16 protein-coding genes are annotated in these 18,389 nt (G+C 35.8%); 4 read left to right on the top strand and 12 right to left on the bottom strand.

Annotated features, from left to right (window positions below; all coding sequences use genetic code 11):
- Positions 1-22: 22 nt before the first annotated feature.
- From UH1x_RS07715 to UH1x_RS07670, 10 genes are all read right to left on the bottom strand, one after another.
- The gene (locus UH1x_RS07715; RefSeq protein ID WP_482626043.1) at positions 23-1,615 is read right to left on the bottom strand and encodes a SulP family inorganic anion transporter; all 1,593 of its coding nucleotides are present in this window, start codon (positions 1,613-1,615) and stop codon (positions 23-25) included.
- 69 nt (positions 1,616-1,684) lie between these two features.
- Entirely contained in the window at positions 1,685-1,978 is a 294-nt protein-coding gene (locus UH1x_RS07710) for a hypothetical protein (RefSeq protein ID WP_482626042.1), read from the bottom strand.
- Positions 1,979-2,036: 58 nt separating this feature from the next.
- On the bottom strand, positions 2,037-2,798 hold the full coding sequence (locus UH1x_RS07705; protein WP_482626041.1) for a tetratricopeptide repeat protein: 762 nt from the start codon (positions 2,796-2,798) through the stop codon (positions 2,037-2,039).
- Between the two features lie 2 nt (positions 2,799-2,800).
- Entirely contained in the window at positions 2,801-4,525 is a 1,725-nt protein-coding gene (locus UH1x_RS07700; protein ID WP_482626497.1) for a BatD family protein, read from the bottom strand.
- Positions 4,526-4,584: 59 nt separating this feature from the next.
- On the bottom strand, positions 4,585-5,445 hold the full coding sequence (locus tag UH1x_RS07695; RefSeq protein WP_482626040.1) for a tetratricopeptide repeat protein: 861 nt from the start codon (positions 5,443-5,445) through the stop codon (positions 4,585-4,587).
- Positions 5,438-6,484, bottom strand: a complete 1,047-nt coding sequence (locus UH1x_RS07690) for a VWA domain-containing protein (RefSeq protein ID WP_482626039.1) — start codon at positions 6,482-6,484, stop codon at positions 5,438-5,440. Before UH1x_RS07690 ends, UH1x_RS07695 begins: the two co-directional genes overlap by 8 nt.
- A gap of 1 nt (position 6,485) precedes the next feature.
- The gene (locus tag UH1x_RS07685; protein WP_482626038.1) at positions 6,486-7,484 is read right to left on the bottom strand and encodes a vWA domain-containing protein; all 999 of its coding nucleotides are present in this window, start codon (positions 7,482-7,484) and stop codon (positions 6,486-6,488) included.
- Positions 7,485-9,146: a hypothetical protein gene (locus tag UH1x_RS07680; RefSeq protein ID WP_482626496.1), complete on the bottom strand. Its 1,662-nt coding sequence runs from the start codon at positions 9,144-9,146 to the stop codon at positions 7,485-7,487.
- A gap of 5 nt (positions 9,147-9,151) precedes the next feature.
- Complete coding sequence (locus tag UH1x_RS07675) at positions 9,152-10,018, bottom strand: DUF58 domain-containing protein (RefSeq protein WP_036157393.1); 867 nt, start codon at positions 10,016-10,018, stop codon at positions 9,152-9,154.
- A 138-nt stretch (positions 10,019-10,156) separates the two neighbouring features.
- Positions 10,157-11,158 (bottom strand): AAA family ATPase, encoded by a 1,002-nt coding sequence (locus UH1x_RS07670; RefSeq protein WP_036157390.1) that lies wholly within the window; start codon positions 11,156-11,158, stop codon positions 10,157-10,159.
- Between the two features lie 171 nt (positions 11,159-11,329).
- On the opposite strand from UH1x_RS07670, the gene UH1x_RS07665 reads away from it, so the two are divergent.
- The 3 genes from UH1x_RS07665 to UH1x_RS07655 all read left to right on the top strand — a co-directional run bounded on the left by UH1x_RS07665 (position 11,330) and on the right by UH1x_RS07655 (position 14,188).
- Complete coding sequence (locus UH1x_RS07665; protein ID WP_482626037.1) at positions 11,330-12,193, top strand: aldo/keto reductase; 864 nt, start codon at positions 11,330-11,332, stop codon at positions 12,191-12,193.
- Between the two features lie 12 nt (positions 12,194-12,205).
- Positions 12,206-12,958 (top strand): SDR family NAD(P)-dependent oxidoreductase, encoded by a 753-nt coding sequence (locus UH1x_RS07660; RefSeq protein ID WP_482626036.1) that lies wholly within the window; start codon positions 12,206-12,208, stop codon positions 12,956-12,958.
- A 93-nt stretch (positions 12,959-13,051) separates the two neighbouring features.
- On the top strand, positions 13,052-14,188 hold the full coding sequence (locus UH1x_RS07655) for a DUF5929 domain-containing protein (RefSeq protein ID WP_482626035.1): 1,137 nt from the start codon (positions 13,052-13,054) through the stop codon (positions 14,186-14,188).
- On the opposite strand, the gene UH1x_RS07650 is transcribed toward UH1x_RS07655, so the two are convergent.
- On the bottom strand, positions 14,166-16,115 hold the full coding sequence (locus UH1x_RS07650) for an amylosucrase (RefSeq protein WP_482626034.1): 1,950 nt from the start codon (positions 16,113-16,115) through the stop codon (positions 14,166-14,168). The genes UH1x_RS07655 and UH1x_RS07650 overlap by 23 nt on opposite strands.
- A 1-nt stretch (position 16,116) precedes the next feature.
- Positions 16,117-17,061 (bottom strand): carbohydrate kinase family protein, encoded by a 945-nt coding sequence (locus UH1x_RS07645; protein WP_482626033.1) that lies wholly within the window; start codon positions 17,059-17,061, stop codon positions 16,117-16,119.
- A 185-nt stretch (positions 17,062-17,246) separates the two neighbouring features.
- Between UH1x_RS07645 and UH1x_RS07640 the strand changes: the two genes are divergently transcribed.
- Positions 17,247-18,383 (top strand): SPFH domain-containing protein, encoded by a 1,137-nt coding sequence (locus UH1x_RS07640; RefSeq protein ID WP_482626032.1) that lies wholly within the window; start codon positions 17,247-17,249, stop codon positions 18,381-18,383.
- Positions 18,384-18,389: the final 6 nt, after the last annotated feature.

Genomic DNA, 18,389 nt, shown 5'->3' with positions numbered 1-18,389 from the left:
AGTATTAAGTTTTAAAAAAATTTTAGCTTAAGCTTAGATCTGATTTTGGTCGTTGCTCAAAGAACTGAATATAACTTGGCGGATTTTCTACCACACCACGCTTAGAAATTAGCTTAATGTCAATATTTCTTTCTTTGGCCTTTAGGCTGAAATCTTCTAATATCTCTATAATATCATAATCCAGGAACCTCGTCTTTAATACATCTAGCTCTAAATAAGTATTATCAGGAAGACTGTCCAATTCTTTTAAAATAGCACCTTTGTTAAAGAAAGTAACCTCTTCTGCCAAGGTCATTTTAATTTTATGCTTACCATCACTATTATCCTCAATATGAAGAAAGTGAGAGTTTTGGTAACTTTTTAGTAAAATAACAACGATACCAACAGCAAGACCTAAACTAATACCTACCAATAAATCTGTGAAAACAATACCTATTACAGTTACAAAGAAAGGTACGTATTGTTTCCATCCTAATTTGTACATTTTAAGGAATAGAGATGGTTTTGCTAATTTAAATCCAACAATAAATAGGATAGCGGCTAAAACCGATAAAGGAATCATATTTAACAATGTAGGAATTAAGATTACAGAAATCAATAAAAGAAAACCGTGAATCATGGCAGATAATTTTGTTCTACCACCAGATTGAATGTTAGCGGAGCTACGAACAATAACTTGTGTAATAGGTAGACCACCTATTAAACCAGAAACAATGTTACCGGCACCCTGTGCCAGAAGCTCTCTGTTAGTAGGCGTTACATTCTTGTGCGGATCCAATTTGTCTGTTGCCTCAACACAAAGTAAGGTTTCTAAACTGGCAACTAAGGCAATGGTAAATGCGGTAATCCAAACTTGTGGATTAGTAATTGCACCAAAATTTGGAAAGCTAAACTGACCAATAAAGGAAGAAACGTCTTCTGGCACAGGTACGCTTACCAAGTGCTCTTTAGATATGGCCAAAACTTCACTTTCTTGAGTTACTATATAATATATAATACCAACTGCAACGGCAACTAAAGGTCCTTGAATAATCTGAAACACTTTACCCTTCTTAGAAAGTATTTTATCCCAAAGAAGAAGAATAGATAGACCTATAATAGCAATTAATGTAGCTCCAGGACTAATATTATTAATAGTATTTAAAATCTCTGAGAATGTATTTTCTCCGTCCACTTGAAAAAATGCCCAATCTCCTTCTGGATCTGGATCATAACCAAAAAAGTGAGGAATCTGTTTTAAGATTATGATGATACCAATACCGGTAAGCATTCCTTTAATTACGGAAGAAGGAAAGTAGTAGCCTATGACCCCTGCTTTTAAAATCCCGAATACGATTTGGATTACACCTCCTAGAACAACAGCTACTAAGAAATTTTCATAACCGCCTAAAGTTCCAATTGCGGTGAGTACTATTGCCGCTAGACCTGCAGCAGGACCACTAACACCTATTTTAGAACCACTAAGACCACCGACTAATACCCCGCCGATAATACCAGCAATAACTCCTGAAAATAAAGGAGCTCCACTTGCTAAAGCAATACCTAGACATAGAGGTAGTGCAACGAAAAAGACAACAATACTCGCAGGAATATCGTTTTTGATAAATTTGAACATGTAAATAATATAATTATGCCCCAAATTTATTTTAGGACAGATTAGTTAATCGTTAAAAACTGAAAATGACTAAATAGCCATGTCTGGTGGGGGAGATAATACTTCTAATGACAGGTCTTGGTAACCTTTCATATTAAAGTTGCTGATTGTTGAATTTACATAAATAGCAACTATGGAAAAGTCTAATGACTTTTCTTTAACAAACTTTTCTTCACCCATAGATTTTTTACCGGACTCTTGTTCTTCTTCGTTAAGATTGGTAATTACAATAGGGTTTTCAACATCGCATAGGGTTATGATGCTTGGTGCAGTAACTGCAAAAAGCCATAACAGTAGTAAAGTAATGCGCGCAAAAAAAGTCATATACTAAAAATCAATCGTAAAGATAGTACGGAAACAGTTAAAAACTGTTAACAATCTTCTAAAAATCCTTCAACAGTTTAAGTTCGTTGTTTTGTATCCATCCAGTTTTCCCATCGGATAATCTAATTTTATTATAATCATCTAACTGGTCTAAAACATTGACTTTAGTTCCTGCATGAATCAAAAACACTTGTTCACTTGTATTATTGGGCTCAGACTTAACAATACTTTCTTCTGCAAAAATTATTGCTGGTTGATTCTCGTCAAAATCTTTACGTTGAATAAAAGCAAACAAAACGGATAATATACATAGGAAAAGGGCAAGTAAACTACCAATAAATGTAAAACGTTTTCTTGTAGCGTAATTTGAATTATAAAAGAGGATATACAAAAGAACAAAAAGTAGCATGAAAGCTATGGCTACATATGCCCATTGATCAAAAGTTAATTTACCTGTTACGCCTTTATATAATTTAGATAATCCCGTTTCTGGCATAATATCAATGGCATCTATGGTCATATTCTGAGCATAGCTAAGGTTGGTCTTTATTTCTTGGTCATTAGGTGATAACAATAATGCCTTTTCGTAAAAGTAGATACTTTCGGCAATTTTATTAAGCTTATAATAAGAATTACCTAAGTTGTAATAAACTGCGGAAGAGTGTTCACCGTTATCAAGTATATCATTGTAATAGTTAATAGCCTTGTCATATTCACCTGCATTATATGCTACCGTAGCCTGCTCGAACAATTTGGTGTTCTGAGCGGTACAAAAGAGAACCGCAAAAAGACTTATTATGGTGGCTAACTTTTTGAACATACTTATAATTGTTTATCCATTATGGAAATTACCTCACTTGCCTTATCATAATCGGCTTGCATTTGCACGTCAGAAAATGGGCTATATCGTGCAGCTTCACAGTTTTTAAGAAGTGCTATAAAACTATCTACGGTAGTGTCATCAATTTGTCTTTGCTTAAGCAGCTCTGTAATTTTATCTTTACTAAATTCAGAAGTTTCAATCTTTAGCTTCGCCTTTAAATAGTTATGAAGTGCGCGCTCAAGAGCTACATAGAAAGAATCTTTATTGCCCAATTGTTTCCTGGCGGCAGATAAATATTTTCGTGCAAGCTTATTGGCTTTTCTAATTTTATTACCAACGACATCATCGGCAATAGCATCTCTTTTCTTCCTAAAAACAATAGCTAAAGGAATTAATAATAGCGGGCATAATAACCACATGTAAAATGATGTGGAACCAAAAAAGTAAGAAACAGATTTGTTAGTTAGGTTAGGGCTTAGTTTTAAAAAATTGAATTCATTACCGCTACTAACAACAGATTGCTTATTACTGTTAGAAGCTGTATTGGAGTTTGTAGAAGCACTTAAAGGACCTTCTAAAACATTGATAACGATTTCATCGGATGTTAGCGTGGTATATTTTCCGGTGGATGGATTAAAATAACTAAAGCTCAAAGGTGAAATTGGGTACTTTCCTCTAAAAGAAGGTACGATGGTATATTGATTGCTCACCTTACCTTGCATGCCTGCTAGCGTAGTTCTTACACCTTCTGTGAACTCAGGTTCATAAACCTCCAATGCGCTTGGTAACTCAAGTTCCGGTAGTTTAAATAATTTTAAATTTCCTTTACCGCTTACTTCCACTGTCGCTTGCAAAGATTCTGTTGCATTTAAGCTGGTCTTACTTGTGGTCACTGCAAAATCAAAATCACCAACGGCACCATTAAAATCTGCAGGTTGGTTATCTAATGGCAAAGGTTTTACATTAATTGTTCTATTACCGGCAGATACAGTTTTGTTTGTTTGGGCATACATTTTTTGACCAAAGAAATCTCTTCTACCAGTAGGTACGTCTACCGTAACATCAAGAGAAAGGGGTTCAATATTTAATTTTCCAGATTTTTGTGGGTAAAGAACAACGCGTTTTAAGATAGCATACCTGTAAGGCTTTCCTTTATAAGTGCCATTTTGTGCGCTAAGCCCGTTTACCTTAATATCTTGACTCCAAAAATTATTATAGGTAGGGTTATCTAAAGGCTGGTAATTGGATACGCTGATGTTTGGACTCACATATAGCTTATAAATGACAGTAATAGCTTCATTCAAATACGGATTCGTTTTTGAAACCTCGGCAACCAAATGTAGATTTTCATCGGCTACATCATCTGCGGTCATTTGATCACTTGGTTTGTCAACGGCTGCAGTAACTACAACATCTTGCGCTAGAGATTTATAGGTTTCACCATCAATAACAATAGAAGCCTGTTTTATAGAAAATTTACCTTTTGCAGTCGGTGCCAGTGTATAGGAATATGATTTAGAATAGCTTCTTACACCATTGATCCATGAAGAACTAATAGATTGAGAAGGTCCCATAACTACTTTGAATCCGTTGAAATCTGGCGGACTAAAATTATCGCCATCACGGTTCATGACAAAATCAACGCGTAATCTTTCGTTTAGGCCAAGCTTTGGTTTGCTCAGTTTCATTTCAAAAGTTACTCCGCTGTTATTTTGGCCCATCATCCAAATAGATGATAGAAAAACGGTTAATACTAACCCAAGTTTTGTTATGGATTTAAAGTCTACCAATCTTTTTCGGTTTTAATTTTAGCACCTTTTACCTTTTTGGCATCAATTTTATCTTGAACCTTTTTCTCTGCATTTTGCATGGCTCTCAATAAATTCTCTACCTGCTGCTTAGAGAGTTGATTAGGTTTAGGTTGTTGTTGATTTTGCTCGTTATCTCCTTCTCCTTGTTTAGGTTTTTTCTTTTGGTCAGATTCATTATCACCTTCACCATCTTTACCATCGTCTTTTTTCTCCTCATCTTTATCACCTTCGTCTCCTTTGTCACCGTCTTCGCCTTGATCTTTTTTATCCTCGTTTTCCCCCTCGTCCTTTTGATCTTGGTCTTTGTTTTCGTCCTTGTCGTCTTTGTCTTTATCCTTATCGTCTTGGTCTTGCTTGTTCTCGTCTTGGTCTTTTTTCAAAAGCTCTTTGGCCAAAGCTAAATTGTAACGGGTTTCTTCGTCGGTAGGATCATTACGTAAGGCCTCTTTATAGGCTTCAACCGCCTTTGCATAGTCTTTACGCTTCATAAAAACATTACCCATGTTATGGTAAGCCTTATGCTTGTCAGCTTTAGAGGTAGAAGCTTCCCCGGCTTCCTTGAACCTGCCAAAGGCTTCATTATACGTTTCATTTTGGTAATACGCATTCCCTAAATTATAAGGAGCCGCACTATTATCTGGACTTTTGGAAATTGCTTTTCTATAATCCACCTCAGCCGCAATAAAATCATCTTCTGATAATGCCTTATTGGCATCCCAAGTATAGTTTGTAGATGACCTTAGGGCTTTCTCTTTTTCTTTCTCGTCAACCTCTTGAGCAAAAGATGACAAGCAAACAAAAAACAATAATAATACTGTGCTTATTTTATTCATTTCTTTTCTCATTAAACAAATTGAGTTTCTTTAACCAGCTTGTCTTGCGGTCCAAGATAAAAATATCTAAAAAGAGAAGCAACAATGCCCCGCCAATAAACCACTGAAACTGATCTTTATATTCTGCGAATTGTTTGGCTTCAAATTCCTTCTTGTCCATTTTCAACAATTCTTCTTTTATATATTCTACTGCGGTATCTGTGTTAGAACCATCTATATATTCACCATTACCTTCACTTGCAATATCCGCTAAAACACTTTCGTTTAATCTTGTGATTACGGTTTCACCTTGGCTATCTTTTTTCAGGCTTTCTAAAATTCCGTTTCTTTTGATAGGTATTGGCGCTCCTTTTTCCTTACCTACACCTATGGTGTAAATGATAATACCTTCTTCAACGGCATCTTCAACGGCATCTAATGTAGACCCTTCAGAATGGTCTTCCCCATCAGAAATAATGAACAATACACGGTTGGTCTGCTCTACATCGTCATAATATGTAGTAGCCAATTCAATAGCTTGATCAATAGCGGTACCTTGAGACGTAAGCATGTCTGTATTCATACCTTGTAAAAACATTTTTGCTGCGCCGTAATCAGTTGTAATGGGTAGTTGTGGGTATGCCTGACCGGCGTAGGCTATAATTCCTATACGGTCACTTGCCAATTGATTTATAATTTCAGAAACCAATCTTTTCGCTTTCTCAATTCTGTTAGGTGCAATATCTTCCGCTAGCATACTTTTACTAACATCTACCGCAAATACGATATCTACACCTTCTCTCTTTACCGTTTCTAATTTTGTTCCAATTTTTGGGTTGACCAAACCTATAATCAATAATGCTAATGCAAGGATGAAAACGACCAATTTTAAACCCCCTTTGTTATAGGAACGGTTAGGTGTTAACCTTTTTAAAAGGTCAGCATCTGCAAATTTCTTTTGCGTTCTTTTTTTCCATATCAATAACAAAAGGAACAGCACTATTATCACCGGTATGATAAAGAGTAAATAAAAATATATTTTTTCGTCGTACTGTATCATATTATACAAAGCTTCTAAAAAGCGTGTTTCTTAAAATCCATTCTAACAAAAGCAATCCTCCTGCTAACAATATCCAAATTCTAAATTTTTCTTCATAGCGGTAGTATTTAAATTCTTCTACCTCGGTTTTTTCTAGTTTGTTGATCTCATCGTAGATTTCCTCTAAAGACTCGTTATCGGTAGCTCTAAAATATCTACCTCCGGTTGTATTGGCAATATCTTTTAATAAATCTTCGTCTATTTCTACCTGTCTCATTCCAAATCTAAAAGAACCGTCAGGATTGTATGAAACAGGTGAAAGGGCATTGCCGTTTGTACCAAGACCAATAGTGTAGGTTTTAATACCAAATTCTAGTGCTAGGTCAGATGCGGTTTGGGGTTCTATAAAACCAGAATTATTTACCCCATCGGTCAATAATATGATGATTTTACTTTTTGCCTTACTGTCTTTTAAACGGTTTACAGAAGTTGCTAGTCCCATACCAATGGCGGTACCGTCATCTAATTGTCCGTATGAGATTTCTGAAAGCGCGTTAAGTACAATAGCTTTATCTGTGGTTATAGGTGTTTTGGTATAACCTTCACCTGCATAAGCAACAATACCTATACGGTCATTAGGTCTATTTTTAATAAAATCTGCCGCCACGTCTTTAAGTGCAGAAAGTCGGTTTGGTTTTAAATCTCTTGCCAGCATACTAGAAGAAACATCTATTGCCATGACAATATCTATACCCTTTGTAGTTTTAGAGCGGGTAGAAATATCTTCTGTCTGTGGTCTTGCCAGAGCTATGATAATTGCAGCCAAAGCCAATAAGCGTAGAATGAATAACGCAGGTTTAAATTTTGGTAAAATGCTATTATAGCTAAACCCTTTTACACTTGATATACGTAATGATGCGGTTTGCTCTTTTTGTTTAAAGATATACCACACAATTGCCAATGGCAGTAATAAGAACAGCCAAAAGAAATCAGGATTTGCAAATGATATATTCTCTAACATTTATGCTTCTGTTTTTACTTCTACCGATGCTAAGATTCGGTCAACTATTTCTTGTGCGTACGTGTCGTCTTTAAGCCAAGTAAGAATTACGTATTGTTGAAATCCTTTACCTCCAAAAAGTAGTACTGTATATTCTCCTTCTAATAACTCTTCTGACCCAGGCATTGGAAAATTGCCACTACCAAAAACTTTCACTCCTTTAACACCACTTATGGTACTAAACTCTTCTTGCTTGGTGATAATGTTTTTTGCTCCCTGATCCTCAAAATTGGATAGGATTTTTTCAATGGTCTTGTCAAACTCTGGCTCTGTTTCTTTTTGTGCTAACGTAATACTAGTGGTACCCATGTTAAATAGAGCGATAGGACTTCTGTACTCAAAAGCCTGCACGTCTTCTATGGTAGCTTTGGCTTCTGGAGGTAATTTTATTTCTTGTCGTACCAAAACTTGCGGAGACTCTAACTGTATTGGTGGAAAACCATAACTGCTGCGAACCCATTCGCCCTCTAAAAGTTCTTTGGTAGGGTGACCTAAAACGGTGTCTTTTAAATAGCCGAATCCGAATTTAACTCCGGCAATGGTGATGCCAATTAAAATTAGGGCAACAGTGGAAATTACCGCTATTTTAATTTTCTTCTTTTTTGCCTTACGTTCAAGTTCTTCTTGGTATTCCGCTTGTTCTAATAACTCTTCTTCTGTGGGTTCTGGTAGCGCTTCGTGTGTTTTTTCAACAATCTGTTCAACCAGTTTTCTATCATGTTCAGCAACTGAGGTAGAAGGTTTGTTCTTAGCGAATTTCACTAAATCTGCCGTCTGTAGTATTTGTTGAAACTGCTTTATAGTATCGTCTTCTAAATTTAACTCACCGGCATCCTTTAAAAGCTCTAATTTTTCAATTAGTTGTCCGGTAGTACTTTCCATTGCGGTTACGTGAGCATCTTCCTCTAAGTATGAACGTACAATGGTGGTCAATTCAGAATAGTACTCTTTGTATTCGTCTTGTATTAGGTATCTAGAATTTTCTAATCGTTTCAATTCTAGTAACGCTCTGTCATAAGGTGGTAAAAGTGCTACTTTTTCTTCTTCTGTAAGTGGCTTTTTTCGGAATACAAACCAATAAAGGAGTCCACCAAAAATTAATAATACCAACAGACCTATTAGCAAGTACTTCCAAAGAGCATAATTGCTTTTATCTACATTGATTAAGGGTTTTATATCATACATTTTCTGATTCAAGGTATCTACAGGTACAGTAGCTACATTGATCATTGAGGAATCTGTCATAAAACCTACTCCGTTAATATCGATTCTTTGTGCAGGTAATTTGTAAGCTCCAGAATCAAACTGGGTAAGGGCGTATATTTTTTGAAGCGTTATTCTATCTTTTTTTCTAGTGGTGTCCGTAGCCAAAGCCTCTACAGTTTCTAGAGGAGAAAACGTTTGCCCTTCAGGGAAAATAACAAAATCTGTGGAGTCGATATTCACAGTAACTTTCCATTGAACCTGCTCACCAATTTTTATAAAAGTTGTATCAACCTCAGTTGTAATGTTTGGTGTTTCTTGTGCAGAAAGTTCAAAGATGAATAGAAGGAATACGAATAGAGGTGAAATTCGTTTACACCACGAAACACATTTTTCATTTGTTTTATTAGTAATAATCATTCGTATCAACCTCTTCTTTTAAAATAGCCCAATAATTTCTTTACATAGCTTTCATCTACCCTACAATCTAAAACTCCGCATCCAGATTTTGTAAAAGACTCCTTAAAGTAAGTAACACGGTTTTTATGATATTCAGCATAGGCGTTACGTACTTTTTTAGACTTGGTGTTTACCAATTGTAATTTTCCTGTTTCAGCATCCTCTACCTGTACCATACCTAAATTTGGTATAGATTCTTCACGTTCGTCATAAACACGAATTCCGGTTAAATCATGTTTGCTACCCGTAATCTTGAGTGTTTTTTCGTATCCGTCGTCAATAAAATCAGATAGAACAAAAACAATAGCTTTCTTTTTCATGACACTACTCAAAAATTTCATGGCTTGAGCAATATCTGTTTTGTTGCTTTTTGGTTTAAATTCCAATAATTCTCTAATGATACGTAGAACGTGGGTCTTTCCTTTTTTAGGCGGAATAAAAAGTTCTATTTGGTCAGAGAACAGAATAACACCTACTTTATCATTGTTTTGTAAAGCACTAAAAGCTAGTGTAGCCGATATTTCAGTAACGATTTCATTTTTAAATTGATTAGTGGTGCCGAATAATTCAGAGCCGCTAATATCTACCATTAGCATCATGGTCAATTCTCGTTCCTCCTCAAAGACTTTTATATAGGGTTCGTTGTAACGGGCGGTAACGTTCCAGTCTATATTTCTTACATCATCGCCAAATTGATACTGTCGTACTTCACTAAAAGTCATACCACGACCCTTAAAAGTAGAGTGGTATTCCCCACCAAATATATGGTCGGAAAGACGTCTTGTCTTTATTTCAATTTTCCGTACTTTCTTGAGTAGCTCTTTAGTATCCATAATACAGCGCTCTAGCCCCCTATAGGAGATTTGATTGCGGTTAAAAATATATGTGAAACGGTAATTTTAAGCATTGTTCTTTATTAAACCCCTTAGAATAAACGAGTAAATATTCCCTCCTTTGGAGATTGTGGGCTCTTAAGGTACTTCTATCTCGTTAACAATTTTGTTGATGATATCAACAGAAGTAATATTCTCTGCTTCTGCCTCATATGTAATACCTATTCTGTGTCTTAAAACATCAAGAACAACGGCACGTACATCTTCTGGCACAACATAACCTCTTCTTTTTATGAAAGCATAACATTTAGCAGCAGTACCTAAGTTGATACTACCCCTTGGAGATGCGCCAAAGCTGATCAATGGTTTTAAGCTTTCTAAATTATATTTCTCAGGATATCTTGTAGCAAAAACAAGGTCAAGAATATATTTTTCAATTTTTTCATCCATGTAAACTTCACGAACAGCTTTCTGTGCGCTAAGTATTTGTTCTATGGATACAACGGCGTTTACAGTTTCGTAGCTACCTTTTAAATTTTGGCGCATAATCAACTGCTCCTCGTTTATTTTTGGATAATCTATAACGGTCTTCAGCATAAAACGATCCACCTGTGCTTCAGGTAACGGATAGGTACCTTCTTGTTCAACAGGGTTTTGTGTTGCCATTACCAAGAAAGGTTTGTCAAGAATAAAAGTTTCGTCACCAATGGTCACTTGCTTTTCTTGCATTGCCTCTAAAAGTGCAGATTGTACTTTGGCAGGTGCACGGTTAATCTCATCTGCAAGAACAAAGTTTGCGAATATTGGACCTTTCTTAATAGAGAAATCGTTTAGTTTCATGTTGTAGATCAGTGTACCCACAACATCTGCCGGAAGTAAATCTGGTGTAAATTGAATTCTACTGAAACTACCTTTTACAGCTTTGGAAAGGGTGTTTATGGCTAAGGTTTTTGCCAAACCAGGTACACCTTCCAGCAATATATGACCTTGTCCTAAGAGTCCAATCAATAATCGTTCTACCATATATTTCTGGCCAACGATTACTTTATTCATTTCAAGCATCAGTAAATCGATAAAAGCGCTTTCTTTTGCTATTTTCTCGTTAACAGCACTAATGTCAATTGAAGTATTTTCTTCCATTTAAAACTATATATTATTGAATGTTAAGGCTTCTAATTTTAACAGTTACGCAAATTGAAAATTTATTCACTCAGTCGCTGTTAATGATAGGTTAAAAAATTGGAAAACCCCTTATTTTTATGAAGGTTTTAAGGGATTTCTTTTTAAATTCATTATTCAAATTATAATACATTGAAATATTCTAGAATAATAGCAGGTACTATGACCTGGGGTAAATGGGGCAAACAACTTGCTACCAAAGATATGATATCACTTATGAATCATTGCATAGATCACAACATTACTACTTTTGATCATGCGGATATCTATGGTGATTATACCAATGAAGAAGATTTTGGTAAAGCATTAATAGAAAGTGCAATTAAAAGGGAGGATATTCAATTAATCAGTAAATGTGGAATTCAGTTCCACGTAAAAGAACGATCAAATAGGGTTAAGCATTATGACTATAGCAAAGGTTATATAGTGTCATCTGTAGAGCGTTCTTTAAAAATGCTACAGACAGATCATTTAGATATGCTATTATTACACAGGCCTAGTCCTTTGATGAACCCTTCAGAAATTGCGGAAGCTATGGATAAATTAAAGAATGATGGAAAGATCAGGCAATTTGGAGTGTCTAATTTCAGCCCATCTCAAATTCAGCTTTTAGAAAAGGAAATACAGGTAGAAGCTAATCAGGTAGAGTTTTCATTGTCTTCTAACACAGTAATGAACGATGGTACTTTAGATGATTGTATTACGTTTGATAGGCTAGCAATGAGCTGGAGTCCTCTTGGTAGTTATTTTAAAGAAAATTCTAAAGCAAATACAAGGATTAAAAAGGTACTGGTGGATTTTACTAAAAAATATAATGCCACAGAAGATCAACTTTTACTCGCTTGGATTCTAAAACATCCATCTGAAATACACCCAGTGGTAGGTACGTCAACGCCAAAACGATTGAAAATGGCAATGGAAGCTGTTTCAATAGAAATGGATGTACAAGATTGGTTTATCTTGCTAGAAGCCAATGAAGGCCATGAAGTTGCATAATTATAATTAAAAATGACAAAAACAGCATTTATTACAGGAGCTACAAGCGGAATTGGAAAATCCACCGCAATTCATTTTGCGCAAAACGGTATAGATTTGGTATTGTGCGGTAGACGTCAAGATCGGCTAGATGCCCTTAAAGAAGAACTTGCTAAACACGTACAAGTACATACCCTAAATTTTGATATTAGAAACAAGGCTTCGGTTAAAGAAGCTGTTGATTCGTTGCCAAAAGAATTTGCAGAGATAGATATTCTAATAAACAATGCGGGTAATGCCCATGGAATGGATACTATCCAAGAGGGAGACATAGATGATTGGGATGCCATGTTAGATATTAATGTAAAAGGATTGCTCTATGTTTCTAAAGCGGTAATTCCACAAATGGTAGCGCGTAAATCCGGTCATATTATCAACATAGGTTCTACTGCAGGCAAAGAAGTTTACCCTAAAGGCAATGTGTATTGTGCAAGTAAACATGCGGTAGATGCTATTAATCAGGGAATGCGTATAGATTTGAACGGCACTGGAGTGCGTGTTGGTGCAGTAAATCCGGGATTGGTAGAGACAGAGTTCAGTAATGTTCGCTTTAAAGGAGATGAAGATAGGGCAGGTAAGGTGTACAAAGGATTTCAGCCTTTAAAACCAGAAGATATAGCAGACATCATTCATTTTGTAGTCACAAGGCCGTATCATGTAAATATTGCCGATTTGGTAGTAATGCCAATAGCACAAGCATCTTCAACTATTGTAGATAAAAAGTGATGTCATGAAAAGATTTTAGAATAAAATCTTTAAAAGCCAAAAGCCAAAAGCCAAAAGCCAAAAGCCAAAAGCCAAAAGCCAAAATTATAACTTATGATCAATAAACGCCTATTGGTAAAAAACTTGCTCGCTCATAATGACGAGAACAGTTTTTACGACAAAAAGCGATTTATTTCTATTGGCGAGAAAGAAGGTAAGGGTAAGTTTTTAAAGCATGTTTGTGCCTTGGCAAATAGTAATCCGGCCAATAATTCTTTCATAGTAATTGGCATTGAAGATGAGGATAATAAAATAGTAGGTGTGGACTTCTTTGATGATAGTAAGATTCAAAATTTGGTAAATGCCTATTTAGATAATCCGCCATTGATTTCATACGAGAATATTCCATTTCCGCATTTGCCAGAGGGTAAAGTTGTGGGGTTGGTGACCATAAAATCTATTGGAAAAATTTGCTCTCTTAGAAAGAACATTTGGAAATATTATGGAGGGTCTGTTTTTTTTAGGGAGGGTAGTATAAGTTTACCAAAAGTGTTTGATATTGAGTTAAAAAATACTAACTCTGAAGCGGTTGCCACCATCGAACAACATGCTAAAAACAATATTGAGCTTACTTTAGATGGAGTCATCGACTTTTTAAATCACCGCCATAAAGATTTAGAAAGTGACTACAAGGTTTTTAAAGAACAATTTGTAGTGTGTTGGGCCGGCAATAAAAAAGTAGTGAACGGAGAAACATATTTCTATAGGGTAGATATTGAATTAATAAATGAGCAGGTAAAATTATTCTACTCTAACTTAGATGAGGTTACCATTACATATGACAATGATTCATTTACAACTATTGAATATGTACAGCTTGGTTTGGCTTCGAAACAAAAATATTATCCATTAGAAAAAGTAGTTATAAATTTCAGTGAAAACGGCACCTATCAAATTACGAGCGATTTACTTTTTAATCCTCCAATACATGACGAGGATGAGCTGAAAAAGATTTATAAGAGTAATAATGCTTTGGTAGCAAAAGCAAAGAAAAATACCGAATTAACAATTGCAGAAGTAAAGCAATTGAAATACCTGGCAGATTCATATTTAATATGTTTTCTTAACGGATTTGAAGAGGCAAAAGAACACATGGAAAAAGCTAGGCAGATTTTGAAGCCTAAATACCCAAGAATAAATGCTTCGCTAAAAGAAGCGCTTCGTGTGCTTAGGAAGGTGAAATATTCTTAATCCAAAGTTGTTCGTAGGGTTTTAGAGGCAATTCGTTATGAATAAGTTCAAATGATTTTCCGGTAAGTAAATCAATAGAATTTTTACCGGCATGAATACCAATAGAAAGCAACCAGCCAATATTTAAAGTTTCTGTAACCTCATTAAAATTGGACAACACCCAAATACTTTCATTTTCATGGGTTCTTTGAAAGACAAATACGTGCTCGTTAGGGCAACCATGAACCTTAAGATTGTTTGTGTCAGCAAATACGGTCTGCTCTTTTCGTAGGCGAATCATATTCTTAATCCCGTTGTATATTATGGTAGGCGGACTATCTTTTTTGCTTTTCAATGTAGAGGCAACACTCCAATTCTGCATTGGTCTATTTACCCAACGATTGTCATTTACATGATCTTCATTTTGCTCATAAGAATAGTCGTTTAAGGTAGCGATCTCATCTCCGGCATATATCATAGGTATACCTCCGTAGGTTAAAATAATACCGTGCATCATTAATATTTTAGTGATGGCATAGTCGATAATATTTTTATTGTTTTGTTCTAGGGCGGTTTCTAGGCCTAGTAGAGAAGCGGCACTACCAGTAATTCTACCATCACCGTTTTTAGGATTGTACATGAACATCAAACCTTTGGCAGGAGACCATTCTAACTTGCCGCAGTAATAGTTTAAAATAAATTCTTTGTGAACGCTTGGATCATAACCCGTAGCACGTACAATATCATCTTCATATCCAAGACCAATATCATCATGGCAGCGAATGTAATTGATCCAAGTAGCATCATTGGGTTTTACTGGGATCTCGCTCACACTTTTTACTAATAAAGAAGCTTTTTTGGTTGCAATTGAATTCCATAATAAAGCCATTAAAGAAGCATTATAAGCTACTTCGCATTCGTTACCTTCCATGGTGTCTTCACCAAAATATTTTATAATATTTCTAGGAGCAACAATAGCTTCGGCCAAAAGAATAACACCTGGTGCAATTACCTGTAGGCACATTCTAAATAGTGAAATTAAAGTATGTGCTTCTGGTAAGTTTTGTGATGATGTCCCTAATTTTTTCCAGAGAAAAGCAAGCGCATCAAAACGGATAACATCTACCCCCAAATTGGCAAGAGACATTAGGTTGCCAAGCATTTCTATAAATACCTCCGGATTCCTATAATTTAAATCCCACTGATAACTATTAAAACAGGTCATAACCCATTTTTCCATTTCTGCATTGTAGGTAAAGTTACCAGGTGCCGATTGTGGAAATATTTCAGGTAAGGACTTTTCAAACTCGTCAGGTATATGGCGGTCAGAATAAGTGTAATAGTAATTTTGGTGGTGCTGGCTACCCTCTTTGGCTTTCTTTGCCCATATAAACTCATCTGAGGTATGGTTGACAACAAAATCAAGCATTAAAAACATATTATTTTCACGTGCCTTTTTGCTTAAAGCTAAAAAGTCTTTTTTTGTACCGTATTTAGGGTCAATTTCATGGTAGCTGTTCACTGCATAACCACCATCATTTTCGCCAGAAGGTCTTGTGGTTATAGGCATTAAGTGAAGAAAATTAATACCTAAATCTTCAAAGTAAGGTATCTTTTCTTTGAGTCCGTTAATGTCTTTGTTGAACCGGTCAACATACAATTGCATACCAACCATTTGCTCGCTTTGGTACCAATTTCCAGAATTTAAACGTGCAATATCTTGTTTTTGTAGTTCTGTAGGTCGGTCTTTAAAAAGCGTTTCTAATGTATCTAAAAGGGTGTAGAAAAATGCTTTATGCTCTTTCTCTTTATATAATGAAAAAAACTGCGTCTTAATAAGGGAAAGATTAGTAGCTAATCTTTGTTCATATAAAGACGTTAAGGGTATTCCACCTTTTTTCTTTTGACTTTTTAAGGCCAACAACCGGTGTAATTCAGCTTGGTTCATTTTAAGAGTCTAATTGTTGTAATGTAGGTAGCGATTGTATAGCTCCAAAATTTTCCGTCGTAATGGCCCCGGCTCTATTTGCTCTTGAAACCATGTTAGAAAGTAAATATTCGTTTACCAAAACATCTTCTATTTTAGAGTGTTCCGTAAGTTGTTGTAAAAGGCAACCAATAAAAGCATCGCCGGCACCGGTAGTGTCTTTTGGTGTTACTTTTATGCTTGGTATGGTTTTATAGAAATCTTTTGTACTAAGTAAAGTTCCTTCGCTACCTAAGGTTACAACAATTACTTGGGTGCCCATTTCATGAAAAAACTGGCAAGCATCTTCAAGCTTATCTTTTCCTGAAAGTAGTTGTGCTTCCTCCAGGCTAAATTTACATAAATGAGATTTCTCTATAAAAGCATGGCATTTACGTATAAAAACATCCTCTTTGTTTTTCCAAAGATCCACTCTGTAATTAGGGTCAAAACTAATGAACGCATTTTTGGTTAGTCCGTCAAATAGATATCTGTTATAGGTCTCTTCAAGAGCACCACCTAAAAGAGCGGTAGCTGCACCAAAGTGAATAATATTATTTTCAAAATTAGATTTTAAGGAAGAGTCGTAAGTAAGCTCTTTGTCTGCACCTCGGCTAAAAACAAAATCGCGTTCACCATCGGTATCAATAGAAACAAAGGCTAAAGTGGTAAAAGTATCGCATCTTTGGGCAAAGGAGATATCAACTTTTTCATCTTCAAGAATACGTAGTAAAAAAGTGCCAAATGGGTCATCGCCAACAGCGCCAACAAAAAAGCTATCGCCGCCAAGCTTGCTAATTGCACAGGCTACATTGGCTGGTGCACCACCTGCTTTTTTAGAAAATTCTTTTGCTTTCGATAAATCTTTGCCTTGGTTTTCGGCAACAAAATCAATGAGTAATTCTCCAATACAGAATACCTTTTTCATACGTTTAAAAAGAAAATTAGGAAGTCTAAGTTAATTAGAAATAACACCTATTTCCTAAAAATTATGAAGTAAATATTAAATTACGGTGGTTTACAGATTATTTTATGAATTTAATTCCTTTCGTATTTTGGGTCTGTTGCTGAATTGCATATATTGAATTACACATTTTAAAACACATACTGACCATGAGCATATTTGATGAAATTAAGAAAAAACTGAGCCACGAGTTTATTGATATTGTAGAATGGCTAGATAATACTGACGACACTATAGTTTATCGTTTTGAACGTTACCAAAATGAAATTAAGAACAATGCACAATTAATCGTAAGAGAAGGACAGACCGCAGTTTTTATTAACGAAGGTCAATTGGCAGATGTTTTTAAACCGGGCACATATACTTTAAATACGCAGAACCTGCCTATTTTAACGACTTTAAAAGGTTGGAAGTATGGATTTGATAGTCCGTTTAAAGCTGAGGTGTATTTTGTAAACACACGTTTGTTTACAGATGAAAAATGGGGTACTAAAAATCCGTTCATGTTAAGTGATGATAGATTTGGTTTGGTGGAAATTCGTGCTTTTGGTACCTATAGTTTTAGAGTAAATGATCCAGGAAAGTTTGTTGTAGATGTAGTGGGTACCGATGGTAATTTTACAAGCTATGAGGTAAATGAACATTTAAAAAGTTTAATAGTAACCCGTTTTACAGATACGGTAGGTGAAGCTAATTTACCAATTGAGTTGTATGCGGCGAACACAAGCGAACTATCTGAAACTTGCCAAGAAGTAATGCAGCCAGAATTTAATAGGGTAGGTATAGAGCTAGAGAAATTCTACATCGAAAATGTATCGATGCCTGAAGAACTTAAAAAGGAAATATTCGAATACAGCCGATTGGATAAATTGGACATGGGCAAGTTGGCGCAGTTCAAAGCAGCCAAAGCAATGGAGTTAGCGGCCAAAAATGAAGGCGGAACAGCTGGTGCCGGTATGGGTATGGGTATGGGTTTTGTATTGGCTCAACAAATGGGAGGCTTAATGGGGCAACCTTCAGCGCAACCGCTTGGAGGGCAAACAGCACAACAGCCACAAGCGCCGCCACCAATGCCGGCACAAGTAACCTATTTCTATGCGGTAAGCGGTCAGCAATTAGGTCCTGTTGGTTTTGATAAGCTCAAAGAATTATTTGCGAGTAGAACAATTAATAGAGATTCGTTGATCTGGAAACAAGGTATGCCCAATTGGACTGCATTAAAAGAGGTAGAGGAATTAAAATCTTTCTTGGGTGGTAATACACCGCCACCATTACCAACAGCATAATTTTAA

The sequence above is a fragment of the Maribacter sp. UH1 genome, assembly GCF_056839145.1.
This window is presented reverse-complemented; position numbering and strand designations above follow the sequence as displayed.

Excerpts from the sequence above, each read along its gene's own strand:
- UH1x_RS07695 (WP_482626040.1), bottom strand. The coding sequence starts at position 5,445 with ATGAATAAAATAAGCACAGTATTATTATTGTTTTTTGTTTGCTTGTCA.
- UH1x_RS07710 (WP_482626042.1), bottom strand. The coding sequence starts at position 1,978 with ATGACTTTTTTTGCGCGCATTACTTTACTACTGTTATGGCTTTTTGCA.
- UH1x_RS07645 (WP_482626033.1), bottom strand. The coding sequence starts at position 17,061 with ATGAAAAAGGTATTCTGTATTGGAGAATTACTCATTGATTTTGTTGCC.
- UH1x_RS07670 (WP_036157390.1), bottom strand. The coding sequence starts at position 11,158 with ATGGAAGAAAATACTTCAATTGACATTAGTGCTGTTAACGAGAAAATA.
- UH1x_RS07685 (WP_482626038.1), bottom strand. The coding sequence starts at position 7,484 with ATGTTAGAGAATATATCATTTGCAAATCCTGATTTCTTTTGGCTGTTC.
- UH1x_RS07675 (WP_036157393.1), bottom strand. The coding sequence starts at position 10,018 with ATGGATACTAAAGAGCTACTCAAGAAAGTACGGAAAATTGAAATAAAG.
- UH1x_RS07640 (WP_482626032.1), top strand. The coding sequence starts at position 17,247 with ATGAGCATATTTGATGAAATTAAGAAAAAACTGAGCCACGAGTTTATT.
- UH1x_RS07650 (WP_482626034.1), bottom strand. The coding sequence starts at position 16,115 with ATGAACCAAGCTGAATTACACCGGTTGTTGGCCTTAAAAAGTCAAAAG.
- UH1x_RS07680 (WP_482626496.1), bottom strand. The coding sequence starts at position 9,146 with ATGATTATTACTAATAAAACAAATGAAAAATGTGTTTCGTGGTGTAAA.
- UH1x_RS07660 (WP_482626036.1), top strand. The coding sequence starts at position 12,206 with ATGACAAAAACAGCATTTATTACAGGAGCTACAAGCGGAATTGGAAAA.
- UH1x_RS07715 (WP_482626043.1), bottom strand. The coding sequence starts at position 1,615 with ATGTTCAAATTTATCAAAAACGATATTCCTGCGAGTATTGTTGTCTTT.
- UH1x_RS07705 (WP_482626041.1), bottom strand. The coding sequence starts at position 2,798 with ATGTTCAAAAAGTTAGCCACCATAATAAGTCTTTTTGCGGTTCTCTTT.
- UH1x_RS07655 (WP_482626035.1), top strand. The coding sequence starts at position 13,052 with ATGATCAATAAACGCCTATTGGTAAAAAACTTGCTCGCTCATAATGAC.
- UH1x_RS07690 (WP_482626039.1), bottom strand. The coding sequence starts at position 6,484 with ATGATACAGTACGACGAAAAAATATATTTTTATTTACTCTTTATCATA.
- UH1x_RS07700 (WP_482626497.1), bottom strand. The coding sequence starts at position 4,525 with ATGATGGGCCAAAATAACAGCGGAGTAACTTTTGAAATGAAACTGAGC.